The following is a 24895-nucleotide window of genomic DNA, read 5'->3' on the forward strand; positions in this document are numbered from 1 at the left end:
CTTATTAGCTGTAAACGAGACTTCCATGGTGTATTAGCCAACAATAAGCAAGCCTAGCTTGCTTATGCAATCATAGCCGGGGTCATTAAGACAAATAAGCTACTTCAGTTGCCTTATCCGCACAATGAACTGCATAGATAACTCCAAAACCCAAAACATATAAATTCTTAATCTATTGAAAAAACAAAAAACACAGCCTTTTACCATGCAAAAGGTTGTGTTTCTGCTTTCAATCTATTTCAAGGTTTTCATCGCGTCGCGGATGCCGATATCCTTTTACTAGTCAAAATAAATCGGGTTCGTTAGCGCAGCCATAAGCGTCATGTTGACCTCATCGAAATGCCGCCATACTTCGGCGCGTACAAACGTTGTTCCCTGTGCGTCAAAATGGATGGCGAGCACCCCGTCTGAGGACACTAGTACTTCCTTTTCCAATCTAATGTTGCTAAACAGTTTGATCTTATCTCCGGCCATCAAATCCTCGGCGTACAAACACACTTCTCTGCTCCGCTCTCCTGCTGGAACAATATCTCCAACCCTATAAGAACCGCAGTTTAGCTCCACAAAAGGCCCGTTTGGCGCATAAGTAATCAGTACGTGACCAAGCCCAATGGCGCTTAAAATGCCATCCACGGTTTTCTCAGAAGCGTACACCCAGGTACATGGCATCGCATGCTTCACATACGGATCTGGACGATGGGTATCGCTGCCGCCAACAGCAACAAGCCTTCTGCCGGAGACGAGTTGACTATGCCACCAATTCAGCGCTCTAACATTCCGCTCCGTAAAGGGGCCATTCCATACTTCTACCCAGTCGTGATCTACACCCAAATCCCATTCCCACGGGCAATACTCGCAGTGCGGATGATTGATCACGATTTTGGCTCCATTAGCACGGGCTTCGGCAATCTTGGCGTTGACGTCTTCCTGACTCTTCACCCGAAAATCTCGGATCGGATCGATAACACCCAAGAAATTACTGTGTCCGAAATTCGTTGTAAATTCCATCCCCGGTATCATGACAACGCTCGTATGGCGCGGATAGGTCATGTTTTGGCTGACCGTATTGTGATCCGTCATGGCGATAAAATCACAGCCGAGTTCCTCCATCCTTGCCGCATTTTCTTCCAGTGTAAAAGTACCGTCGCTGTGCACGCTATGTGTATGCAGATCGCCTTTTAGCCAGCGAGGTGTCTTATAAAGAAATTCGATCGTAACGGTAACGGAACAACCTTCGCTCGGTACCTTGTAGGCGTTATGCAGAACCGCCCAGTTTCCCGGCGTTAAATCACCCGATAAATAGCCTGGAGTTGATTGTTCCTTTCCAAGTCGAAATGCTTTGCGAGCTCCTCCGCTCCAGCCTCTCACTCTGCCGGTATCCCTCAGGCCCAAGTCGATCACGGCCTTCTGTTCACCGTGTGATTCGATCACGTAAGTGACCACAATTTCCTCAACATGCTCGGGCATTTCAAAAGGGACTTCGATATAAGTGCTTTGCTCCGAATTAGCAATTCTTTTCGTCATTGTCGTAACTGAACGTATTCTTTCCACATGTTTCATCTGTCGCTCTCCTTGATCTGCTCGGTTTTAAGTTAAGCGCAAAGAAGCAATAATCGGATAATGATCCGACGGGTAGCCCCCTTCAATCTGCCCTCTATCGACGATCGTTTCCAGTAGTTCCACCTCGGGAGATACGAAAATATAATCAATTGGCGCCTCGTCTGCTCCACCTTTGAAGTCGTGCGCAGTTCGGCCTACATGTCCTTCAATAGCGGTATAAGCGTCTTTCAGCCAGCCGTTCGGTCCTTCGTCCCCAGCTTCCCCCCTCAAAAAACGGATAGGCGGGTAGCTCGGATGGCTGTTCATGTCCCCCATTAAAATAGCGGGTAAAGAAAGCTCGGACTTATGCGACCGAATATAATCCCAAATCACTTTAACGCCATTTTCTCTAGCTTCTTGACTATGATGATCCAAATGGGTGTTGTACACGATAAATGCTTTCTGAGTGTATTTGTCCAGGAATCGAACCCACGTACACATTCTAGGGAACATGCTGTCCCAGCTTTTGGATGCCGTTACTTCCGGCGTTTCCGAAAGCCAGAAGTGGCCTTCCTCTAGCACCTCAAGTTGATCCTTCTTATAAAAAATAGCGCAATGCTCATTTTCATGTTCGCCAAATCGGCCCTTGCCGATCCAATTGTACGCTTCCAGCTCCCCATGAAGCTCGGTCAGCATGTCATAGTAGCCTTCCTGTGTGCCGACCAGAATGGGGTCGTGCTCTTGGATTGTATGGGAAACGCGCCTCACACGATGAGGCCATGCGTTGTCTCCATCCTTTGGCTCATTGTATCGCAGATTGAAAGTCATGACCTTCCACTCCATCGTATATGCACCTCTTCTTTGTTTATTCTTTTACAGAACCGAGCATGATGCCATGTATAAAATACTTTTGCAGAAACGGATAAACGATAAGAATCGGCACCATCGAAACTACGATTTTGGCAGCGTTAAGTGTCTTATCCGATACTTTCATCAGTAACTCAAGCTTCGTCGAATCAAGCTCCAACAACGCGTTCTGGTTGACGACGAGCTGCTGAATATACGTTTGCAGCGGATAATTTTCCGCACTGCGCATAAAGATCATACCGTCAAAGAACGAATTCCAGTGACCAACAATACTGAATAATGTGACAGTAGCCATCGCTGGCAGCGAAAGCGGCAGATAGACTTTGACCATCATATACCAAGGTCCTGCACCGTCCATGTAACCCGCGTCGCTCAGCTCCTTCGGCAAGTTTCGGAAGAAGTTCATTAACAAAATAACGTTAAAAACCGGCACCGCACCCGGCAGCACAAGAGCCCACATGGTGTTAAACATCCCTAATGCCTTGACGGTCAAATATAACGGAATAATCCCGCCGCTGAACAGCATCGTAAACAGCATGAACCACATATACACGTTCCGGTACGGGAATTCCTTGCTGCTTCTCGACAACGGGTACGCCATCATAACGGTCAATACGAAATTGATTCCCCCGCCCAGCAAAACCCGTTTGACGGAAACTAAAAATGCATTGAGAAAATGCGGTTCTTCCATAATTTTACGATATGATTCCAATGAGAAACTAACAGGCCAAAATTTAACGAATCCCCCAGCCGCTGCCGCGTTGTCGCTAAACGAGACGGAGAACACGTGCACAACAGGCGCAAGCGACATGGCTGAGATGACTAGCATCACCAAGATTAGAGCTGCTTCGGCTATACGAGCCGAAATCGTTTTATTGCGTACCACTGGCATTCACCTGCTTCATTAGAAAATTCTGTAATTCGCATACGTATAGGCGACTCTGTACGAAATAAAGATGAGAAGGAATCCGATTGCTGACTTCAACAAACCGACGGCCGTAGCTAAGCCATATTGAGCCTGTACAAGTCCTACCCGGTACACATACGTATCGATAATATCACCCGACTCGTAGACAAGAGGATTATACAAATTGAAAATTTGATCAAATCCTGCATTCAAAATATTGCCTATGCTCAAAGTAGCCAACAAAACAACAGTAGGAACCAAGCTCGGCAGCGTAATATAATACAATTGCTTCAATCTAGTAGCTCCGTCCATTTCGGCTGCTTCATAGAGGGAAGGATTAATGCCCGCTAGTGCAGCTAAATAAATAATGGCAGCAAATCCGAATTCTTTCCAAATGTCTGTACTAACGACTATGCCTGGAAACAAGCTGTTTTTGGCCATAAACATAATCGGCTCGAATCCTAACGCTTTCAACGTATTGTTGATAATGCCGTCCAACGACAGCATATCTATCACAACACCCGCCAAGATAACCCATGATATAAAATGAGGCAGGTACACAACTGTCTGCACCCATCTTTTGAATATGCTGAATCTAATCTCATTGAGCAAAATGGCAAAGGTAAGTGGAATGATAAGGTGCGCGATAATTTTACACACAGCAATAAATACGGTATTAAAGAAAATAACTTTACTATCTCTCAGTTGAAACATGTACGTAAAATTTTCGAAGCCGATCCAGGGGGAGTTCCATATTCCCAAACCAATCTTGAAATCTTGGAACGCAATTGCGACTCCGAACATCGGCACGAGATGGAAAATAATGAGAAGCACGATACCCGGCAGAAGCATCAAATGGTAGTGCTTGTAAAACGATTTTATGTTCATGAACGATACACCTCTGTTCAACTTATCCGTTTTTGATTGTAGAAAGAGCGCACCACCATTCGGTCAGGTGATGCGCTCTTTACATGTACACGTTACTTTTTGGACTTACTGATTTCATCCGTTACTTCTTTCGTGATTTCGTCGCCGCCTTGTGCCTTCCAATCCGTAACGAACTTATCAAACGAATCAAGCGGCTTCTCGCCCATTACGATGCCGAAGAAAGTTTCAGTTTCTAACTTTTGTAGATTAGCCCATTTTCTTTCCATCGTCTTCGTATTCGCTGTAAATTCGCTGTACACCTTATTCATGTTTTGCTTCAGCAAATCTGCTGGAACGGTGTACCCGAAATATCCTGACCAATCTTTCAGATCTGCTTTCGGATTAGCTTTGTCGCGAGTTGCCTTTGCAAACATTTCTTTCATTTCCGGATTCAGCTCTTCAGGCTTGATCTGTCCGCTCATTGCCTTCTTCAATGTGTCTGATTTTCTTTCCACAGCATCCGCATAATCGTAAGTGGAGTTTCCGATCGGCCAATACTCTGCGCTTACCGTGAAGTCTAACTTCAAAGCGTCAGGATCTACTTTACGCTGAGCATTGATAAACGTGTTCGCATAAATCATAGCCGCTTCAGGATTCTTCATCCCTTTCTTCACAACAATAAACTGGTTACTTACCGGCACCATCATCGTGTTCACAGTCCCTTTGGCATCAGGGATCAAATAAGGCACGAAATCAACCTTCGGATTGAGCTTCATAGCATCAGCAGCCAACCCGCCGGACCACCATGGACCGAAGAACATACCCGCTTTGCCAGATACGATGTTCTCGTTCGGGTCTTTGCGCAAAGCAAATTCCTTATCAATTGCACCTGCCGCATACATGTCACGCAGCTTGCTGAGTGCTTGCTTCGTTTCAGGAAGGATCGAAGCGTAAACGACCTTGCCGGAGCTATCCTTGATCCAGTTGGAAGGATAAGCGCCGAATGCTTGGAAAATACCTTTAAAGTCCCCTCGCTGCGCTTTACCGCTTACCGTTAATGCTTTCTCGTAACCGGCGATGCCAATGGTATCCGCTTTGCCACTACCGTCTGGATCTTTCTCTACGAAAGCTTTGGCGATCGCAGCGACATCGTCCATCGACTTTGGCGGCTGAAGTCCCAATTTATCCATCCAGTCCTTGCGTACCCACGCCATACTTGAAGCATCCGCTTGTACGCTAATATTGGGAATACCCATCAATTTACCTTTATAGGTTGCTTTCTCAATCGCTTTGTTGTTCGTTGATGCATACAATTCCTTGGCTAATGGAGACGCGTATTTGTCATACACTTTGCTTAAGTCCTCAATTTGTCCGGCTTCGGCGAGGGCAAGGAAGATTTGCTCGTTTACAAGCATGACATCAGGTAGATCGTTGCTCGCGATGGCCAGTTTCATCTTTTGCTCATAGTCCTGTGAAGCTGCATACCATAAAATTTTAAAGTTGATATTTGTTTTTTCTGAGATATATTTCATATACTGATTGCTTTCTACTGTATCGCCAGCAGGTAACTTTGCACCTGGGCTCAAGCTTTTGAAGGTGGTAACTTCTATCGGATTCGGCATCTTAAACGGGTCCACCTTAACGTTCGGATCTGCAGCTTGCCCGCCGCCGTCCTTGCTGGCCCCTCCGTTATTGCTCGAACATGCCGTCAGCAAAACAACCAATGTAATCATAGAAATTAGAGCTTTTTTCTTTTTCATATTGCCCCTCCTCATTAATTACCCTTCACTTACATCTTAAAGAAAATGAGAGGCATTCGGGTCAGTTAATGTCTTACGTTTAGGAGCAAATCGTCTCCTAAATCGGCATTCCGGGAACGATTAGGAGACAAAAGTGCACTTCTTTGGAGACGATTTGTGTTACTGTCTTTGGGTGAAAGCCCAATTTTAACTCTTGCTCTTGCGGAACTCACCGGGCAGCATCCCCGTCAACTCACGGAATACTTTGCCAAAATATTTTTCATTCGGATACCCAGCTTGTGCGGCGATCCAACTAATCGTTTTCCCTGTTTGACTAAGCAGATCTTTCGCGTGATTCACTCGCACTTCCCGGATATAATCGTTAAACGTTTTCCCGGCAATATCCCGAAAACAGCGGCTGAAATAACTGCGACTCATGTTGACCCTTTTCGCGATGTCCGGCAAAAGAAGCTCATTTTGAAACTCATGGCGAATAATATCTACTGCCTTCCAAATACATGCCTTCACTTCGGGCGAATACGGCCCATCTTCCTCTTCGGCAAACGCAGGAACGCCATGGATCTCCACTTTCGTGTCCCTTGTTCGTACATTTTGCTCCTGCATTTTACCTACAATTCTTCTTAATATTTCGTCCATCTGCTCATGTTCAAGCTCGACCTTGGTCATATAATCCAGCGCCCCTAGGCGAAGCGCTTCCTGTATCAATTCAAAATCCTGATGAAACGTCAATACGACCATGCTAATATCCCGATAACGTTCTTTCACACACCTCATTAAATCTATACCTGACATGACAGGCATCGCTAAATCGGTAATGAGCAAGTCCACCTGATTATTCTCCAGAAACTCTAACGCTTTTTTGCCGTTACCCGCTTCACCTACGACCTCTAGATTATGCTCACGCCAAGGCATCATCGCGATGAAGCCTTTACGCACCAAGTGATCATCGTCCACAACCATAACTTTTATCATCCGAGTATACCTCCTATTGGAAGACGAAGTATGATCGTCGTCCCTGAGCCGATTGTGCTTTTTATATGAAAACTCGCAGCTGCTCCGAATTGAAACTTCACCATACGGTTTACATATTGCAGCCCGATTCCCATGCCTACCTTCTTTTTCTCTAACGTGTTCTCGCTCATTAATTGATCAATTTCTTCTTCTGTCATCCCGTCTCCATTGTCTCTAACTTCAATAATGACATGCGATTCACCGTCTTCGATGACACTAACTTCAATTACACCTTTATCCTCCAAGCCGTGATACAACGCATTTTCAACAAGCGGCTGTAGAATGAACCTTGGAACCGGCAGCTCAAGCGCCTCGGAATCGGCATGGATTTTCACATCAAATTGAAAGTTATAACGGATGCCCTGCAGCTCCACATAATTTTTGAGAGCCTCAATCTCATCTTTAATTCTGGCCGGTCCGCCTTTACCGAGATTATAGTAGAGCACTTTGTTCAACGTGGAAACCAAGCGGTCAATATCCTTCTGCCCATTGGCACGAGCCAGCCAGCGAATGGTATCGAGTGTATTATGAATGAAATGCGGATTGATTTGCGTCATTAATTTCTCAACTTCGAGAAATGCTTTGCCTTGTTCCTTCTGCTCCACCTCGCCGATTAATTCAAAGATGCGGCTTCTCATTTCTGCAAACTCTTTATAAATAACGGCAAACTCCAAGATCTGAGATTGTCTTCTCGGGAAAACCTCGTTGTTACTTTTTACATTACGAATATCCGTACTCAGCAGCTTGAGCGGACGGTATACCGTTCGCCAAATCAACCAGGCAATGAAGAAGCTTGCTATAAGGGTTAAGATAGCAAAGAAGGCGAACTGCTTGATCCACCTATTTACTTCGAGGTTGTATACCGATTTGGGGACGGCGGCCAGTACCTTCCAAGATTGATTGCTCGTCTCCTCAAACATCATATATTTGCCCGAAATGTCTTTATTCGATTGGTTATTGGCATGCAGCATGCCTACAGGAAAATCCGTTGAATTCTCGCTATAAACAATTTGTCCATGATTATCGACAATAAGATGTACCAAGTTGCCACCGAATTGATCGTTGTCTTTGAGTATGCTTTCTGCCAATTTAAAATTAGTTTCAATATAGACATACGCATCGTCACGATCCGGCAGCTCGACTTTGCGCAGGATGGACAGCACTTCATTGCCGTCGATCGGGTTTAAAGAAAGATGCGGTCCCATATAAGTAAGTTTATCGAACTTGATAAGTACTGGCAGCTGCTTAAGGTCATAATCTTCACGAACGTTAAAATTTTCAAATAATAGCTGCTTGTCTTTCTCAAAGTAATAAAACATTAATCCAAGCGTCGGGTTCGTAAAATGAATCAAGCCTAACTCGCTTCTGATCTCGTCGTTTAATCTTTTCTTTTCATATAAATCAGCTGATAAATAGTTCTCTAGGCTTTTGCCAACCCTCCCGTCAAAGGCGAGCTGTTGAGACGTGTGATTTAACTGACCGAGGGTATCTTCAAGCAACAGCCTTACCTGATGCAAATTGCTTTGGACCCCGCCCTCTGCTTTATTTTGTAAAATCGCATACATCGAGAAATAGGAAATACTCCCAATGAGAATTAAGGGTGCGAGTGAGCTGATAAACAGGATGAGAATGAGACGATATTTCAAGGAATGCGGCTTCGGTTGTAAACCCATCATTTTAAGTATTGTCATGATTCAGCCTCGCTTTGCTACTTGCCTAATACTGCCTAGTATACAAAACAAGTAAAACGCTTACAACGGTCAATTAATTTGAGAAAAATGAAAAAGCACAACCCTTTGATGAACAAAAGGCTGTGCTTTATACAATTAAGAGCAATCTTACTATTTCAAAGCTTTCATTGCAATATCCGTACGGTAATGCTTCCCGTCAAAATGGATCCGGTCCGCATCCGCATAAGCTTTCTGACGAGCTTCAATGATATCTTTGCCAAGGCCTGTGATTCCTAGAACGCGTCCGCCATTGGTGACAATTTGTCCGTCTTCGATGGCTGTCCCCGCATGGAACACTAGCGAATCTTGCACTTGATCCAGTCCTGTAATCGGCAGCCCTTTTGGGTAAGGACCTGGGTAGCCTGGTGAAGCTACAATGACACAAACTGCCGCTTCCTCACTCCACTCGATCGACTGCTCAGCCAACGTTCCGTTGTTGATAGCTAAGAAAATATCAAGAAGGTCAGTCTTGAGGCGAGGCAAAATAACCTGCGTCTCTGGATCACCGAAACGTGCGTTAAACTCAATGGTTTTCACGCCATTCGGGGTCAAAATCAAACCGGCATAAAGGACGCCTTTGAAAGGACGGCCCTCTTTTACCATCGCATCAGCTGTAGGTTGAACGATGTTCACAAGTGCTTCCTGTACGATTGACTCAGGGATATGCGGCAGCGGGGAGTACGTCCCCATTCCGCCCGTGTTTGGCCCCTTGTCGTTATCAAAAACAGGTTTATGATCCTGTGATGGCACCATGAGGCGAACCGTGGACCCATCAACAAAGGCTAACAGTGACATTTCTTGTCCGGTTAGGAACTCTTCAATGACTACGCTAGCTCCGGATTTGCCAAACACTTGATCCACCATAATATCGCGAAGCGCGGCTTCCGCTTCCTCCATCGTTTGCGCAACGGTAACACCTTTTCCAGCAGCTAAGCCGTCCGCTTTAATAACAATTGGCGCCGACTGACTGCGCAAGTATGCAAGCGCTGGCTCATAAGCGTCGAAAGACTCGTAAGCTGCCGTAGGGATACTGTATTTCTTCAATAGCTCCTTCATAAACACCTTGCTGCCCTCAATAATCGCCGCATTCGCGCGAGGTCCGAAAGCCTCGATACCTTTGGACTCCAAGTGATCAACCAATCCAGCTGCAAGCGGATCATCAGGTGCTACCATCACGAGGTCAATCGCCTGCTCCTTCGCAAATGTACTGATCTCCTCGAATTGCAGTTCTGTAATCGGCACACATTCCGCTAAGCCAGCAATCCCGCCGTTCCCTGGTGCACAGAACAATTTGCTGATCTTCGGGCTTTTGCTGAGTGCCCATACAATCGCATGCTCGCGCCCGCCTCGTCCAATAACTAATACACGCATCGCTATGGAAACCCCTCTCATGGGGAATGCCCACGGTCTGGAAATCGAACGTGAGCATTCTCAATTGTTTTAGTGTTTAAAGTGACGAACGCCTGTCATGACCATGGCAATGCCATTTTCGTTCGCTACGCGGATAGATTCTTCGTCTTTAATGGAACCGCCTGGCTGAATCACCGCTGTGATTCCCGCTTTTGCTGCCATTTCAAGTGTGTCGCCCATTGGGAAGAACGCATCGGAGGAAAGGACAGATCCTTTCGCCTTGTCGCCCGCTTGCTCAATGGCGATTTTGGCTGCGCCAACACGGTTCATTTGACCCGCGCCAACGCCAACCGTCATATCGTCTGCAACGAGTACGATTGCGTTAGATTTAACGTGCTTAACTACTTTCCATGCGAAAAGTAATTGCTTCATCTCTTCAGCCGTCGGTTGACGCTCAGAAACGACTTTCAAGTCAGCTTCGGTCAGTTGGTAAGCATCGCTAGCTTGTACGAGCATGCCGCCTTCAACCGTTGTAATCACTGGCTCCGCTTTACGGCCAGCTACTGTATCTAAGCCGCTTACTTTGAGTAGGCGAATGTTTTTCTTTTTGGAAAGGATATTGAGCGCTTCCGGTGTAAAATCAGGCGCAATGACGATTTCCAGGAAAATCTCATGCAGCAGTTGAGCTGTCGCTTCATCCACCGCGCGGTTCGCGGCTACGATGCCACCGAAGATAGAAGTCGGGTCTGCATTGTACGCTTTCGTGTAAGCTTCAAGCACATTTGTACCGATACCTACGCCGCAAGGATTCATGTGCTTAACGGCTACAACTGCAGGCTCGCTGAATTCTTTGACGATCTGAAGCGCAGTATTAGCGTCGTTAATATTATTGTACGATAGTTCTTTACCGTGTAACTGTACAGCTGTTGTAATGTTGCCAGCAGCCGCATTCGGCTTACGATAGAAAGCTGCGCTTTGGTGCGGGTTCTCTCCGTAACGAAGCTCCTGCATTTTCTCATAAGTCACTGTATAGCGCTCTGGGTAAGGCTCGCCTTGTAGACCAGTCAAGTAGTCACCAATCAAAGCATCGTAAGCCCCCGTGTGACGGAACACTTTAGCAGCTAGACGTTTGCGCGTTTCCAGCGTTGTGTCGCCAGTCTCTTGCACTTCTTCCAGCACCTTCGCATAGTCGGTTGTATCCACGATAACGGAAACAAACGCATGATTCTTAGCTGCGGAACGAAGCATCGTCGGCCCACCGATATCGATGTTCTCAATCGCATCCTCGTAAGTCACATCAGGCTTCGCAATCGTTTCGGCAAAAGGATACAAATTCACGACAACCAGATCAATATACTCCAAACCGAGCTTCTTCATGCTCTCTTGGTGCTCCACGTTGTCACGAACGGCCAGTAATCCGCCGTGAACATTCGGATGCAGCGTTTTGACGCGGCCATCCATGATCTCCGGAAACCCTGTAACCTCGGAAATACCGATAACCGGCACCCCTTTATCCTTCAACAAACTAAGCGTACCGCCCGTAGAAATGATCTCAACGCCCAGCTTCGACAGCTCGCTCGCGAATTCAACAATTCCCGTCTTATCGAAAACGCTGATCAGTGCTCTTTTGATTGCCACTATGCTTCCTCCCAGAAAATAATATTTGTAACTTCTCCCGCTCATCCCAACTTAGCGATGAAGAACAGCCTTAACTTCGATCAAGCTCACTCATATAGGGTAAAACCGTCGCGGTAACGATGTAAAACATCCTTACAGTAGCTAGTTCTCTCGCTCAAGCCACCCTAGTGATGAAAAACATCCTTACATACTCTCCGGCCGCGATCCACGCCACAGAAAAGTCTAATTTGTTTAAATCCCTCGCGCATACTGAAGAGTTATCCACAGATGACCTTATTTTGCGTGGTGGAGCTATAGCTCAAAACCCTACGACCGCACGCTAACCCTGCGGCCATCCAAGCTCACGCGATCCTCGCACAGCCAGCGAATCACCTGCGGCAGCAGCACGTGCTCAGCCGCATGGATGCGCTCCGACAGCGAGTCCGCAGTCTCGTGCTCGTGGATCTCAACGGCACGCTGGGCGATGATCGGCCCGGAGTCCAACCCGCCGTCCACGAAGTGAACGGTCACGCCGGTCTGCTTCACGCCGTACTCGACGGCCTGCTCGATCGCACGTACGCCGGGAAACGACGGCAGCAGTGAAGGATGAATGTTGATCATGCGCCCGAAATACGGCTCAACAAGCACATTCGTAATAATCCGCATGTAGCCAGCCATTACGATCAAGTCAACCTGACGATCGTGCAGCTCTTTAAGGATAAGAGCCTCATAAGCCTCACGACTCTCGTATTCCTTCGGAACAAACGCAAATACAGGCACCTTCGCCTCTACAGCACGCTCCACCACATACGCTTGCGGGCGGTCACAGACAAGAAGCTCGATGCTGACATCAAGCTTCCCCTTCTGTACCTGATCTACGATGGCCTGGAAATTCGAGCCGCTGCCCGAAGCGAAAATCGCAATTCGGTAAGGCTGCATTAAACTTCAGCTCCTTGGAACGTCACTACACGCTCGCCTTCAGTAACAACACCTAAACGGTAAGCTTTCTCGCCTTGTGCTTCTGCTGCTGCAATAGCTTTCTCAGCATCGTCCGAACCAACGATAACAACCATCCCGATACCCATGTTGAACGTACGGAACATATCGTTGTTCGAAATGCCGCCCTCACGCTGCATCAACTCAAAAATCGGAAGGATCGGCCACGATCCATATTGGATTTCGACGTTCACGCCATCAGGCAGAACGCGAGGAATATTTTCGATAAAACCGCCGCCTGTAATGTGTGCCATTCCTTTGATCGCAACATCTTCAAGCATCGCAAGAACTGGCTTCACATAAAGCTTCGTTGGCTCAAGCAGCACATTACCAAGCTTATCGCCCAGCTCATCCACATGACCTTGAAGCGTATAACCGCCATCTTCCAGCAAAAGCTTGCGCACAAGAGAGAACCCGTTACTGTGCACACCGCTCGATGCCAGACCTAGAACCACGTCTCCAGGACGGATCGTTGTACCATCGATGATCTTTTTCTTGTCGACGATTCCAACCGTAAACCCGGCAATGTCATACTCCCCAGACGCATACATGCCCGGCATTTCCGCCGTTTCGCCACCGATGAGTGAGCAGCCAGACTGCGCACAACCGTCAGCGATCCCTTTAACGATAGCTTCAATTTTCTCTGGAATTACTTTGTCACAAGCAAGATAGTCGAGGAAAAAAAGCGGCTCCGCGCCTTGAACGATAATATCATTCACGCACATCGCAACAGCGTCAATCCCAATCGTATCATGCTTATCCATTGCAAAAGCGATCTTCAGCTTCGTGCCCACGCCGTCCGTACCAGATACGAGCACAGGCTCCTCGTACTTGTCTTTGTTCAAGCTGAACAGCCCGCCGAAGCCACCGAGGTCCGTTAACACTTCAGGACGGAAAGTCCGTTTGACGTGCTTTTTCATCCGTTCTACTGCTTCGTTCCCCGCCGCGATATCCACTCCAGCCTTTTTGTAAGCATCCGACACTTAGCAATCACTCCTTAGTTTGTCTATGTATCGGGCAGGTCGTCCGCCTAAGCGGGACCCACCCGTTGTGTCTATTCCAATTTATTGCATTTCCTTATCTATTAACCAATTAATCGCAAGCACAACCAACCTTCGTAACATCCACAATTTCTGTTGGATAGCTGTTATCGAAGCATGCCGTACAGTAGCCGCTCTCCGCCCCTGCCGAACCTTGACCGATCGAATCTAACAGCCCTTCTTTTGTCAGAAAATGCAGGGAATCCGCGTTGATCGCTTTACGAATCTCTTCGATCGAATTCATCGCAGCGATCAGCTCTTTCCGATCCGGTGTATCAATCCCGTAGTAGCATGGATTCATAAAAGGCGGCGAAGAGATACGCACGTGCACTTCTGTTGCCCCAGCTTCTCTAAGTAAATTGACGATTCGGAGTGACGTTGTCCCGCGCACGATGGAGTCATCAATCATGACAACACGCTTGCCTTCGACGACTTTACGAACGGCGCTTAGCTTCATTTTAACACCTTGCTCACGAAGCTCTTGGCTTGGAATGATGAACGTCCGGCCTGTGTAGCGGTTCTTGATCAGTCCCAGCTCATAAGGGATACCCGTTTGTTCCGCATAACCAATTGCAGCCGAAATACTCGAATCCGGCACACCAGTCACAATATCAGCGTCAACGAAAGCTTCCATCGCCAGTTTCTTACCCATCCGCTTACGCGCGGAGTGAATATTCACCGTATCAATGTCACTATCTGGACGAGCAAAGTAGATATACTCCATCGCACAAATCGCGCGTCGGCCGCTTTCCGTGAACCGCTCCGAGCGGAAGCCGTCGCGATCAATCACGATGATTTCCCCTGGCTGCACATCACGGAAATACGTAGCTCCCACCGCATCGAAGGCGCAGGACTCGGAAGCGAACAAGTACGCATCTCCCAGACGGCCGATCATGAAGGGACGAAGTCCGTTCGGATCGAGCGCAGCGATCAATTTGTCCTTGGTGACGATCAGGAAGGCAAAGCCGCCGATAACTTGATTCATCGCATCTTTAACCGCATCCACAATATCGTCGTGCTCCGAACGGGCAATCAAATGCGCCATAACCTCGGTGTCGCTCGTCGTTTGGAAGATCGAACCCTTCTTCTCAAGCTCGCGCTTGATAATATGCGCATTATCAAGGTTGCCGTTCGTCGCAATAGCAAGGTCGCCCTCACGGTACTTGAATACGAGTGGTTGTGCGTTTGCCAGCTTGCTTTCGCCTGCTGTTGAATAGCGCACGTGGGCGATCGCAGTAGAACCTGTCAGAGGATGCAAATTTTCATTGGTGAATACCTCTTTGGCAAGTCCCATACCGCGATAATAGTTAAACTTGCCGTCTTCCACCGTGCAAATGCCGGCACTTTCCTGTCCGCGGTGCTGCAGGGCATGCAGCCCGTAATAGCACAGAGAGGAAGCTTCGGGATGACCATACACCCCGAACACCCCGCACTCCTCATTCAGCTTATCAAACAATCCGCCTTGGCCGCCTACACCTTCGTTGAAATACTCGCCTGTCCAAAGTTCATGCTGTTTATCCCCTAGTTGAACTACGGGAGCAGCAGGGAGCTTTAGGGCCTTGGTTTTTTTCATGCCATTAGACATGGGATCGCATCCTTCCAGACTTTCGCCAGCTCGTTTACCGGAGACTGGAGACGCTGTTCGTTATTGATTTTAACGGTCAGATCTGAACCTGTTACTGTTCCAATTTCTTGATAAGGTACGCCTTGTGAAGCAATCCAGTGTTTCAGAGCGTCCGCTTTATCAGGAGAAGCACTGAGCAAAATACGGGATTGTGTTTCACTGAATAGCGTGAAGTCGGGACGAAGGTCAGACGCCACATTAACAGCTGCGCCCACTTTACCACCGATACAGCTTTCAGCCAAAGCAACGGCCAAGCCGCCTTCGGATAAGTCATGCGCAGAAGCAACAAGACCTTCTTGAATTGCTTTTAGAACCGCATTTTGCAGGCGTTTCTCTGTAGCCAAGTCCAATTCAGGAGGACGGCCTTCCGTTACACCGTGAATCACATATTGGAATTCGCTGCCGCCGAGCTCCGCTTTCGTCTCGCCGAGCAGGATGATGATGTCGCCTTCTTTTTTGAAGCTTTGCGTCGTGATGTGGTCGATGTCATGAACAAGACCAACCATCCCGATAACCGGAGTTGGGTAGATCGCACCTTTGGCATTCTCGTTGTAAAGCGAGACGTTACCGCCAATAACCGGCGTATCCAAGAAGCGGCAAGCTTCTGCCATACCGTCTGTGGATTTCTCCAACTGCCAGAAAATTTCTGGCTTGTCTGGGCTGCCGAAGTTCAGGTTATCCGTAACCGCGAGCGGCTCAGCACCGGAGCAGACAACGTTACGCGCTGCTTCAGAAACTGCAATCCGTCCGCCTACTTCCGGATCCAAGTACACATAGCGTCCGTTGCAGTCGGTTGTCATCGCGAGGCCCTTACGGGTACCGCGAATGGTTACAACCGCTGCGTCCGAACCCGGACGCACTGCCGTATCTGTACGAACCATGTGGTCATACTGGTTGTACACCCACTCTTTGCTCGCTACCGTCGGAGACGCGAGCACCGATTTCAGTGCATCCGTCAATTTCGTTACCTCCGGGTAACGAGTCGTGTCGATCGATGCGCTAGCTTCATAATAAGCCGGCACTTTGCTCGGCTTATTGTACACCGGGCACTCGTCGACGAGTGCGCCGACAGGCATGTTCCCCACGACTTCACCGTGGTGGATCAGCTTCAGGTAACCGTCATCGGTTACCTTGCCGACTTTGGCGCAGTGGAGACCCCAGCGCTCAAAAATGCCCTTAGCTTGCGCCTCATGCTTCGGCTCAACAACGAAAAGCATACGCTCTTGAGACTCAGACAGCATCATTTCATACGCTGTCATGCCTTCTTCGCGCTGCGGAACTTCATCAAGGTAAAGCTCCATGCCGTTGCCCGCTTTACTAGCCATCTCTGCGCTGGAGCAAGTTAGCCCCGCAGCACCCATATCTTGAATTCCGAGCACGATGCCGGAATTGATTAACTCTAAGCACGCTTCCAGCACGAGCTTCTCCATGAACGGATCGCCAACTTGTACCGCTGGGCGCTTCGCTTCGGACTCCGCCGTAAGCTCCTCGGATGCGAATGTCGCACCGTGGATACCGTCGCGGCCAGTCGCTGGTCCGACGTAGAAGACTGGGTTGCCAACACCTTTGGCAACACCGCGTTGAATCATGTTGTGGTCGATAAGACCCACACACATCGCATTAACGAGCGGGTTCCCCTCGTAGCTCTCGTCGAACATCACTTCGCCGCCGACTGTCGGAATCCCGATACAGTTCCCGTATCCAGCGATTCCGGATACAACGTGCTCGAACAAGTACTTCACGCGGTCGTTTTCCAGCTTACCGAAACGCAAGGAATTCAGAAGCGCTACCGGGCGTGCGCCCATTGAGAAAATATCACGAATAATACCGCCCACTCCTGTCGCCGCGCCTTGATAAGGCTCGATCGCTGAAGGGTGGTTATGACTTTCAATTTTGAAAACAACCGCTTGGTTGTCTCCGATATCTACTATCCCTGCGCCTTCGCCAGGTCCCATCAAGACGCGAGGTCCTGTCACTGGGAATTTACGAAGTACAGGTTTGGAATTTTTATAAGAACAGTGCTCGGACCACATAACGCTGAAAACACCGATCTCTACATAGTTCGGGTTGCGTCCAAGGAAGCCGCAAATTTTGGCAAACTCTTCGTCCGTTACGCCCATTTGCTTGTAAATTTTCTGCTCCGCGATTTGCTCGGCTGTTGGTTCATTAACGGATAGCTGCTGCGTCATGTTTCTCCCTCCAAGCGCTTAGAATTGATGTGAACATTTTCTTACCATCTGCGGAGCCAAGAATCTCATGAACGGCACGCTCCGGATGAGGCATCATACCAACGACATTACCAGCTTTATTGCTGATTCCAGCGATATCGTCAAGGGATCCGTTCGGATTGTTGCCCGCTTCATAACGGAATACGATTTGATTGTTTTCTTGCAATTCTTTTAGTGTAGCTTCGTCACAATAATAGTTACCTTCGCCGTGAGCGATTGGAATTTCAATCAGCTCGCCCTCCGCGTAATCACGCGTGAAAGCCGTCGTGTTGTTCTCCACTTTGAGGATCGTTTGGTGGCAGCGGAATTTCATTCCGTTGTTGCGCAGCAAAGCGCCTGGCAGTAATCTTGCTTCCGTTAACACTTGGAATCCGTTACAAATACCTAGAATGTACTTGCCTTCTTCCGCAGCCTTAACCACAGCTTTCATGACGTTCGTAAATTGGGCAATCGCTCCGCAACGCAGGTAATCCCCATAAGAGAATCCACCCGGCACGAGGATGCAGTCGTATTTGGACAAGTCGCCATCTGTATGCCAAACATACTCAACCGGCTGACCAATGGTATCTTCGATTGCTTTATACAGATCGATGTCGCAGTTCGATCCCGGAAATACAAGAACCGCAAAATTCATGACGTTTTCCTCCTTATTCTGGTTTATTACGCCAACTCGTAGCGGTAGTCTTCGATAACCGTGTTCGCAAGCAGCTTCTCGCACATTGCTTTTACGCGTGCTTCCGCTTCTGCTTTATCCGTTGTATCCAGTTCTAACTCCAAGTATTTCCCGATGCGCACCTTGCCAACTTCCTCAAAACCCATGGAATGAAGCGCTCCTTGCACCGCAGTTCCTTGAACATCCAATACGTTCTGCTTGATCGTTACGTAGACCGTTGCTTTCATTTCAAATCTCCTCCTCGTATATGCTTGTCAAAATAGAAGTCCTTAGAGCCTCTTATAAGTCGTTTATTTCACTAAAATGGGAGGATAAAAGCCTCTAAAGGCTCTTATTTCTCCTAAAAAAGACAATTTGACCGATATTCCGGTAAATAAGAGACCTTAAAGGCTCTTATTTGCCGGAATATCGGCGATTCCCATGGAATAAGAGTCTCTAAAGGCTCTTATTCCTTTTGTCGCAGCCTAAGCTGCGGGGAGCCGGGGGAGTGGGGGAACCTCCCCTAATCCACCAAACGGTGTAAAATTTCTTTATAACGGTTCGAAGTTTCTTCTACAACGGAAGCTGGCAGCTCATCCGGCTCACTATTTTTATCCCAACCCGATCCCGCTAAGTACGTACGAACGGGCTCTTTGTCCATCGAATCAATCTCGATATCCAGGGCGTATTTATCTTCTGACCAGTAACGCGAGGAATCCGGCGTGAAAATTTCATCTATAATAATAAGTTCACCCGCATAAAAGCCGAATTCAAACTTGGTATCTGCTAAAATAATACCCTTTTGCTCACAAATCGCATGAGCCAGTGTGTAAAGCATAATGCTTCGCTCTTGCAGCTCATAAGTCAGCTTCTCACCGACTAATTCAATCATTTGTTCCACGGAAATGTCTTCGTCATGACCGACATCATTTTTAGCCGCAGGTGTGAAAATAGGATCTTGCAAGCGCTCGTTTTTGCGCAGGCCTTCAGGCAGTTTGCGACCGTTAATCTCGCCGGTTTTTTCGTACTGTCTCCAGCCGTTGCCTGTGATGTACCCGCGAACCACGCACTCAATGGAGATGCGCTCCGCTTTTTTCGCTACAATAATACGTTCCTTTAGAAGCTCTCTATCTTCCGCACTCGGAATAATCGCGTGAAGCTTTTCCACATCCGTATGCACAATGTGATTGCTCATGTAACCGCTAGTTATGCCGAACCAGTATTTACTAAGCGCGTTCAGAACGTACCCCTTATCAGGAATACCAGGCTTCAACATATAATCAAAAGCCGAAATCCGATCCGTCACCACAATAAGGAAATGTTCGCCCAGATCATACAGTTCACGTACTTTACCCTTATGAACCAGGGGAGCGTTAATCATTTCAACGGCTGAATCCACGATATTGCTTGCCACGAACCACACATCCTTTCCTGCTAAAAATGTTGTTTTCTATTTCAAGCCTAAGCGGTTAAAGATCGTGTCAACATGTTTCAAATGCCAGCTTGGATCGAAGCAATCTGCGATTTCTTCTGGGCTTAACACTTCTGTAATCACGGAAGCATTCTCTACGATTTCGCGGAACGAACGCTGTTCTTCCCATGCCTGCATCGCTCTTGGTTGAACCGTATCGTACGCTTGCTCACGAGCAAAGCCTTTGTCGATCAGTTTTGTCATAACGCGGCCAGAGAAAGGAACGTCATAGGTGCTGCGCATGTTGCGTTTCATATTTTCAGGGAACACAGTCAAGTTCTTGATGATGTTGCCTAGTCGGTTCAGCATGTAGTTAAGCAGCTGCGTCGCATCCGGCAGGATAATACGCTCAACGGAGGAGTGCGAAATGTCGCGCTCATGCCAAAGCGTTACGTTCTCGTAAGCGGAAACCATGTGCCCGCGAATCACACGGGACAGACCGGAAATGCTCTCGCAACCAATCGGGTTACGCTTATGCGGCATGGCGGAGGAACCTTTTTGACCTTTTGCAAATGGCTCTTCAACCTCGCGGAACTCACTCTTCTGAAGCGCGCGAATTTCAGTCGCGAATTTATCAAGGGACGTAGCAACCAACGCCAGCGTCGCCATGTACTCAGCGTGACGGTCACGCTGCAAGGTTTGTGTAGAGATCGGAGCTGCTTTCGTGCCCAGCTTGCCGCACACATACTCTTCAACGAATGGATCGATGTTCGCGTAGGTGCCTACTGCACCTGAGATTTTACCGAATTGCACGCCATCAGCAGCAAAGCGGAAACGCTCCAGGTTACGCTTCATTTCTTCGTACCAAAGCGCCATTTTCAAACCAAACGTCGTCGGCTCTGCATGCACACCATGCGTTCTGCCCATCATGGCTGTATCTTTATGTTCGATTGCTTTATTGCGAAGGATTTCAATGAAATTCTGAATGTCTTTGTCCAAAATCTCGTTTGCCTGTCTCAGCAAGTAGCCAAGTGCTGTATCGACAACGTCTGTCGAAGTTAAACCATAGTGAACCCATTTGCGCTCAGGTCCCAGCGTTTCGGAAACTGCTCTAGTAAAGGCGATCACGTCATGACGCGTCTCTTGCTCGATTTCATAAATGCGGTCAATGTTGAAGCTTGCGTTCTCGCGCAGTACTTTCACATCTTCCTTAGGAATAACTCCGAGTTCTGACCATGCTTCGCAAGAAAGAATCTCGACTTCAAGCCAAGCTTGGAATTTATTTTCCTCTGTCCAAATGCGTGCCATTTCTGGGCGTGTATAACGTTCAATCATGTTAGCCGTTCCTCCAATGAGTTCATTTACTTACTTTCCCCAAATGCTTGTCTGTTCTATCCAAGTTAGTGCTTTCGCGACATCGCTTGTAAGGAGATTGATGTGTCCCATCTTGCGTTTTTCTTTCGCTTCTTGCTTGCCATATAAATGAACCTTCGCAGAAACGCCTAATTCACTATGTTCCAGGAAATCGGGTCGGTCGATCAGTTCTTGCAGCGGTTCGATATGCTCACCAAGCAAATTGACCATCACAACAGGTGTCATCAGCTCAGTAGAACCAAGCGGCAGGTTACAAATCGCGCGAACATGCTGTTCGAACTGTGAAGTTCGGCAGGCTTCCATCGTGTAGTGACCTGAATTGTGCGGGCGTGGCGCAAGCTCATTGACGTAAAGCTGTCCATCCTTCGTCAGGAATAACTCCACTGCGATCAAACCAATCACACCGAGCGATTCTGCGATGCGTACGGCAAGCTCTTCAGCTTCCTTTTGCACCTCTACAGGAATTCGCGCTGGGACGATCGATTGATGCAGGATGTTATGTACATGTATATTTTCAGCAGCGGGAAAAGCCTTCACCTCGCCGCGTGGACTTCTTGCCGCAATCACGGATAATTCTTTGTCAAAATGAATGAATTGTTCGAGAACCAGCTCTGTTTTGGCGCGGCTGAGCGTTTCGTAAGCTTCCTCCACCTCGTCCAGCGAGCGAAGAACCCATTGCCCTTTGCCATCGTAGCCACCGGTTGCTGTTTTGAGGACACACGGTGTCCCGAAGCGCAGTACCGCTTCTTTTAGTTCTTCTGCACTCTTGATTTCAGCATATGGAGCAACAGGTACGCCCGCTGCTTCAATCGCTTTCTTTTCACGCAGACGATGCTGGGTCGTGTATAAAAGCTCACTTCCTTGAGGAACATAGGACTCATTCATTAATATGTTGGTCACATGTGCATCGACGTTCTCGAATTCGTAGGTGATGACGTCCGACAAGGCTGCGAGTCTTCTCGCCGCTTCAACATCGTCAAAGTCCGCTTGAATTTGCTCATCTGCGACTTGACCGCAAGGCGCGTCATCCGTAGGATCGAGCGTCACGAAGCGATACCCCATGTTGCGTCCTGCCAAGGCCAACATGCGGCCTAGCTGCCCACCGCCCAAGATGCCGATGGTACCGCCTGGCTTGATGACCTTATCGCTTAAGTTTGAGGCTTCGCTCATAACAGGTCACTGCTTTCAATCACGGTCTGTGCAATGCGCTCGCGACGCGCTCTGACCTTCGCTTGCAGCTCCGGCTCGAATGCGCCCAGAATTTGCGCTGCCAAGAGGCCTGCATTCGTTGCGCCCGCATGTCCGATTGCCACAGTCGCGACTGGAATGCCGCCTGGCATTTGCACGATTGAAAGCAAGGAATCAAGCCCGTTCAGCGTCGACGTTTTGACCGGAACACCAATAACCGGAAGCTCCGTTTTGGCTGCTACCATCCCTGGTAGATGCGCCGCCCCTCCTGCTCCGGCAATAATCACTTGAATGCCGCGGCCTGCCGCCGAGGCTGCATATTCGAACATAAGGTCCGGCGTTCTATGCGCAGAAACCACCTTTTTCTCATAAGGCACTCCCAGCTCTTCCAACATGTCGCATGCGTGCTTCATCGTTTCCCAATCCGATTGGCTTCCCATTATTACACCAACACGTACCGTCATCACTTCAAACCTACTCTCATCTTATATGGTAGTGTTAAAACCATGTTTACAAATACATCATCTATAACCTTAAACCCAAAAAACGCCCAGAGCTAGAATACATGATTCTATCCGCTGGACAGCAAAAGAACCGAATGCAAAAAGACCATCGTCTTCCTATGGTTTCCCTCATTCGCTTCCTCGTAGTCCAAAAATTCATGGTTTTTGGGTAGAAACTTTCAGGCCTTATCCCTGATTTTATACGAGTTGATTCGACATTTTCAATTAGTGCGGCTTCATTTCCCGCTTCCCTAGTTTACTACCAACTAACGTGCGATGTCAATTTCAAAAAACGAACAATTTTCGGATAATTCTTTTAAATAGTTCGCTTTTTGGTGCATTTTCTATCTTTTAAACGGTTTGCGACCTAAGATGCGATTCTCATCTTCCCTGAGACCACATCTGTCAGCAATAATTACTTTCGATACGCAGACGTTTATTGTGCTAATATTTTTCGACAAGACCTTTATATATGACTTATCAGCATAAAATAAACGGCTTACGTTGTCCTTTGAATGAATCCATATTCGCGGTTGAATGATGTTGTAGAAAGTGCAACAATTTCTGCCTATACCTCGCTTTCTCCCTTTGTTGTTGCATCATGTACAACAATTTGGTCCTGTTCAGGCCATTTCGCAACAAATAGGCTCAAAAATGTTGTACAAACTGCAACTTCAAGTTGCGATATAGCCTTTAGGCGTGTGAATTGTTGTAGAAAATGCAACATTGGTAACCACTATAGCCCATATGCCCTCGCGTAAACTGAATGACTCTCAAATCGGATTTTGGAGTTTTGAATACCAGTTGTGAGGAGGCATAATGAAACAATCGACAGTCTCCAACATACAGCATCCTTAGCGTGCCCAGAGAAATCAAGGGAATTGTTGTAAAAAAAAGGGTATTCCATTAAATGGAATACCCATAGCCAATTTACTTTACACAGCAGAAACTTCTTTCACAGATCCCGTTTGCAGCGACATATCTGTTTCTTCTTGATTTGATTGATTCGGATTAAACTGCTTCTCACTCTTGGCAATAACTATTGTCGCTACGCTGTTGCCGATAATGTTTGTAATCGCTCTCGCTTCGGACATGAATCGATCCACGCCAATGAGAAGTGCCATACCTTCGACGGGAATAACGTTATTCGGAACTGCAGCCAGCGTTGCAGCCAGTGTTACGAAGCCAGACCCGGTAATTCCTGCTGCGCCTTTAGAAGTCAGCATGAGTACGCCCATGAATGTCAATAATTGCACCCAGTTAAGCTCAACACCGTAAGCTTGCGCAATAAACAATCCCGCCATAGACAGATAGATGGAAGTGCCATCCAGGTTGAACGAGTAGCCGGTAGGAATTACAAGACCTACGACCGGCTTGGAAGCGCCGAACTTCTCCAGCTTTTCCATGACGCGCGGCAGCGCAGATTCTGATGAGGAAGTTCCCAGAACGAGCATCAATTCTTCCTTGATGTGACGCAGCAGCTTGAGAAGACTGAATCCGTAGAACTTACAAATAGATCCCAGCACAATAAAGATGAAAAGCGCCATCGTAATGTATACAGAACCCATCATTTTTCCAAGGGAGAACAAGGAACTAACGCCGAACTTCCCGATCGTATAGGACATCGCGCCAAAAGCGGCTATCGGAGAAAACTTCATAATAATTCCCACGAGGCGGAAGAATATTTCGTTCGCTAGCTCCAAAAAGCTCATGACTGGCTTCACTTTGTTGCCTATACCCGCCATCGCCAGTCCGAATAATATGGAGAAGAATAGGATCGGCAGCATATCCGCTTTGGAAAAGGCCGCTATCACGTTATCTGGAACAATGCCCACGAGGAAATCCATAAAACTATGGCTCGTTGCGGCAGCTTGCTTCGTAAATTTGTCTACATCCCCTGCCTTCACGCCGCTTGTGCTCATGCCCGCGCCCGGTCTGAAAATGTACATCACGGCGACTCCGATGACCATGGCAAGGGTCGTAATAATTTCAAAGTAAAGCAATGCCTTGCCGCCGATACGACCGATTTTCTTCATATCGCCCATACCTGCAATTCCAATCACGATCGTAAAGAAAACGATTGGAGCAATCACCATTTTAATCATTTTAATAAACACATCGGAAAGCACCTTTAACTCGGCTGCTTGTGAAGGAAAGAACTGCCCAAACGCGATCCCCAGTACAATCGCTATCAACACCTGCAATGTTAGGTTTTTTCTAAGTTTCATCAT

General features: G+C 47.7%; 20 protein-coding genes and 1 riboswitch. All 20 genes read right to left on the reverse strand.

All coding sequences use genetic code 11. From position 1 onward, the window contains the following. Positions 1 to 279 precede the first annotated feature (279 nt). Complete coding sequence (locus tag QFZ80_RS30320; RefSeq protein ID WP_307562416.1) at positions 280 to 1560, reverse strand: CehA/McbA family metallohydrolase; 1281 nt, start codon at positions 1558 to 1560, stop codon at positions 280 to 282. A gap of 27 nt (positions 1561 to 1587) precedes the next feature. Next, positions 1588 to 2367 carry an endonuclease/exonuclease/phosphatase family protein gene (locus tag QFZ80_RS30325; protein ID WP_307552002.1) on the reverse strand — a complete coding sequence of 260 codons (780 nt, stop codon included), beginning with the start codon at positions 2365 to 2367 and terminating at the stop codon, positions 1588 to 1590. Positions 2368 to 2404: 37 nt separating this feature from the next. Beyond that, complete coding sequence (locus tag QFZ80_RS30330; protein ID WP_307562418.1) at positions 2405 to 3292, reverse strand: carbohydrate ABC transporter permease; 888 nt, start codon at positions 3290 to 3292, stop codon at positions 2405 to 2407. Between the two features lie 18 nt (positions 3293 to 3310). After that, positions 3311 to 4201, reverse strand: coding sequence for an ABC transporter permease (locus QFZ80_RS30335; protein WP_307562421.1), 891 nt, complete (start codon positions 4199 to 4201; stop codon positions 3311 to 3313). Positions 4202 to 4293: 92 nt separating this feature from the next. Further along, entirely contained in the window at positions 4294 to 5940 is a 1647-nt protein-coding gene (locus tag QFZ80_RS30340; RefSeq protein WP_307562422.1) for an extracellular solute-binding protein, read from the reverse strand. Between the two features lie 186 nt (positions 5941 to 6126). Then, positions 6127 to 6912 carry a response regulator transcription factor gene (locus QFZ80_RS30345; protein WP_307562424.1) on the reverse strand — a complete coding sequence of 262 codons (786 nt, stop codon included), beginning with the start codon at positions 6910 to 6912 and terminating at the stop codon, positions 6127 to 6129. Continuing rightward, on the reverse strand, positions 6909 to 8642 hold the full coding sequence (locus QFZ80_RS30350) for a sensor histidine kinase (RefSeq protein WP_307551994.1): 1734 nt from the start codon (positions 8640 to 8642) through the stop codon (positions 6909 to 6911). Before QFZ80_RS30350 ends, QFZ80_RS30345 begins: the two co-directional genes overlap by 4 nt. 150 nt (positions 8643 to 8792) lie before the next feature. Further along, a complete protein-coding gene (gene purD, locus QFZ80_RS30355) occupies positions 8793 to 10052 on the reverse strand; it encodes a phosphoribosylamine--glycine ligase (protein ID WP_307551992.1) in 1260 nt (419 codons plus the stop codon). A 69-nt stretch (positions 10053 to 10121) separates the two neighbouring features. Beyond that, the gene (gene purH / locus QFZ80_RS30360; RefSeq protein ID WP_307562427.1) at positions 10122 to 11669 is read right to left on the reverse strand and encodes a bifunctional phosphoribosylaminoimidazolecarboxamide formyltransferase/IMP cyclohydrolase; all 1548 of its coding nucleotides are present in this window, start codon (positions 11667 to 11669) and stop codon (positions 10122 to 10124) included. 306 nt (positions 11670 to 11975) lie between these two features. Beyond that, a complete protein-coding gene (gene purN / locus QFZ80_RS30365) occupies positions 11976 to 12587 on the reverse strand; it encodes a phosphoribosylglycinamide formyltransferase (protein ID WP_307562429.1) in 612 nt (203 codons plus the stop codon). Beyond that, complete coding sequence (gene purM / locus QFZ80_RS30370; RefSeq protein WP_307551986.1) at positions 12587 to 13627, reverse strand: phosphoribosylformylglycinamidine cyclo-ligase; 1041 nt, start codon at positions 13625 to 13627, stop codon at positions 12587 to 12589. Before purM ends, purN begins: the two co-directional genes overlap by 1 nt. 109 nt (positions 13628 to 13736) lie before the next feature. Continuing rightward, a complete protein-coding gene (gene purF, locus QFZ80_RS30375) occupies positions 13737 to 15269 on the reverse strand; it encodes an amidophosphoribosyltransferase (RefSeq protein ID WP_307551984.1) in 1533 nt (510 codons plus the stop codon). Then, positions 15254 to 17497, reverse strand: coding sequence for a phosphoribosylformylglycinamidine synthase subunit PurL (gene purL / locus QFZ80_RS30380; RefSeq protein ID WP_307551983.1), 2244 nt, complete (start codon positions 17495 to 17497; stop codon positions 15254 to 15256). The genes purF and purL overlap by 16 nt, the downstream gene beginning before the upstream one ends. Beyond that, positions 17475 to 18170 (reverse strand): phosphoribosylformylglycinamidine synthase subunit PurQ, encoded by a 696-nt coding sequence (gene purQ / locus QFZ80_RS30385; protein WP_307551980.1) that lies wholly within the window; start codon positions 18168 to 18170, stop codon positions 17475 to 17477. Before purQ ends, purL begins: the two co-directional genes overlap by 23 nt. Positions 18171 to 18196: 26 nt before the next feature. Beyond that, entirely contained in the window at positions 18197 to 18436 is a 240-nt protein-coding gene (gene purS / locus QFZ80_RS30390) for a phosphoribosylformylglycinamidine synthase subunit PurS (protein WP_056830702.1), read from the reverse strand. 275 nt (positions 18437 to 18711) lie between these two features. After that, positions 18712 to 19569: a phosphoribosylaminoimidazolesuccinocarboxamide synthase gene (locus QFZ80_RS30395; RefSeq protein WP_307564273.1), complete on the reverse strand. Its 858-nt coding sequence runs from the start codon at positions 19567 to 19569 to the stop codon at positions 18712 to 18714. Positions 19570 to 19638: 69 nt separating this feature from the next. After that, complete coding sequence (purB, locus tag QFZ80_RS30400; protein WP_047676348.1) at positions 19639 to 20934, reverse strand: adenylosuccinate lyase; 1296 nt, start codon at positions 20932 to 20934, stop codon at positions 19639 to 19641. A 30-nt stretch (positions 20935 to 20964) separates the two neighbouring features. Next, entirely contained in the window at positions 20965 to 22143 is a 1179-nt protein-coding gene (gene purK, locus QFZ80_RS30405) for a 5-(carboxyamino)imidazole ribonucleotide synthase (RefSeq protein WP_307562431.1), read from the reverse strand. After that, on the reverse strand, positions 22140 to 22625 hold the full coding sequence (gene purE / locus QFZ80_RS30410; protein WP_029198283.1) for a 5-(carboxyamino)imidazole ribonucleotide mutase: 486 nt from the start codon (positions 22623 to 22625) through the stop codon (positions 22140 to 22142). Before purE ends, purK begins: the two co-directional genes overlap by 4 nt. 163 nt (positions 22626 to 22788) lie before the next feature. Continuing rightward, positions 22789 to 22890: riboswitch (purine riboswitch) on the reverse strand. 709 nt (positions 22891 to 23599) lie between these two features. After that, the gene (gene dctA / locus QFZ80_RS30415; RefSeq protein WP_307551977.1) at positions 23600 to 24895 is read right to left on the reverse strand and encodes a C4-dicarboxylate transporter DctA; all 1296 of its coding nucleotides are present in this window, start codon (positions 24893 to 24895) and stop codon (positions 23600 to 23602) included.

Origin of the sequence: Paenibacillus sp. V4I7, assembly GCF_030817275.1 — a bacterium.
Classification (GTDB): Bacteria; Bacillota; Bacilli; order Paenibacillales; family NBRC-103111; genus Paenibacillus_E.

Coding starts and splice junctions, on each gene's coding strand:
- QFZ80_RS30320 (WP_307562416.1), bottom strand. CDS start 1,560: ATGAAACATGTGGAAAGAATACGTTCAGTTACGACAATGACGAAAAGA.
- QFZ80_RS30325 (WP_307552002.1), bottom strand. CDS start 2,367: ATGACTTTCAATCTGCGATACAATGAGCCAAAGGATGGAGACAACGCA.
- QFZ80_RS30335 (WP_307562421.1), bottom strand. CDS start 4,201: ATGAACATAAAATCGTTTTACAAGCACTACCATTTGATGCTTCTGCCG.
- QFZ80_RS30340 (WP_307562422.1), bottom strand. CDS start 5,940: ATGAAAAAGAAAAAAGCTCTAATTTCTATGATTACATTGGTTGTTTTG.
- QFZ80_RS30345 (WP_307562424.1), bottom strand. CDS start 6,912: ATGATAAAAGTTATGGTTGTGGACGATGATCACTTGGTGCGTAAAGGC.
- QFZ80_RS30350 (WP_307551994.1), bottom strand. CDS start 8,642: ATGACAATACTTAAAATGATGGGTTTACAACCGAAGCCGCATTCCTTG.
- purD (WP_307551992.1), bottom strand. CDS start 10,052: ATGCGTGTATTAGTTATTGGACGAGGCGGGCGCGAGCATGCGATTGTA.
- purN (WP_307562429.1), bottom strand. CDS start 12,587: ATGCAGCCTTACCGAATTGCGATTTTCGCTTCGGGCAGCGGCTCGAAT.
- purF (WP_307551984.1), bottom strand. CDS start 15,269: ATGTCTAATGGCATGAAAAAAACCAAGGCCCTAAAGCTCCCTGCTGCT.
- purL (WP_307551983.1), bottom strand. CDS start 17,497: ATGACGCAGCAGCTATCCGTTAATGAACCAACAGCCGAGCAAATCGCG.
- purQ (WP_307551980.1), bottom strand. CDS start 18,170: ATGAATTTTGCGGTTCTTGTATTTCCGGGATCGAACTGCGACATCGAT.
- purS (WP_056830702.1), bottom strand. CDS start 18,436: ATGAAAGCAACGGTCTACGTAACGATCAAGCAGAACGTATTGGATGTT.
- QFZ80_RS30395 (WP_307564273.1), bottom strand. CDS start 19,569: ATGATTAACGCTCCCCTGGTTCATAAGGGTAAAGTACGTGAACTGTAT.
- purB (WP_047676348.1), bottom strand. CDS start 20,934: ATGATTGAACGTTATACACGCCCAGAAATGGCACGCATTTGGACAGAG.
- purK (WP_307562431.1), bottom strand. CDS start 22,143: ATGAGCGAAGCCTCAAACTTAAGCGATAAGGTCATCAAGCCAGGCGGT.
- purE (WP_029198283.1), bottom strand. CDS start 22,625: ATGACGGTACGTGTTGGTGTAATAATGGGAAGCCAATCGGATTGGGAA.
- dctA (WP_307551977.1), bottom strand. CDS start 24,895: ATGATGAAACTTAGAAAAAACCTAACATTGCAGGTGTTGATAGCGATT.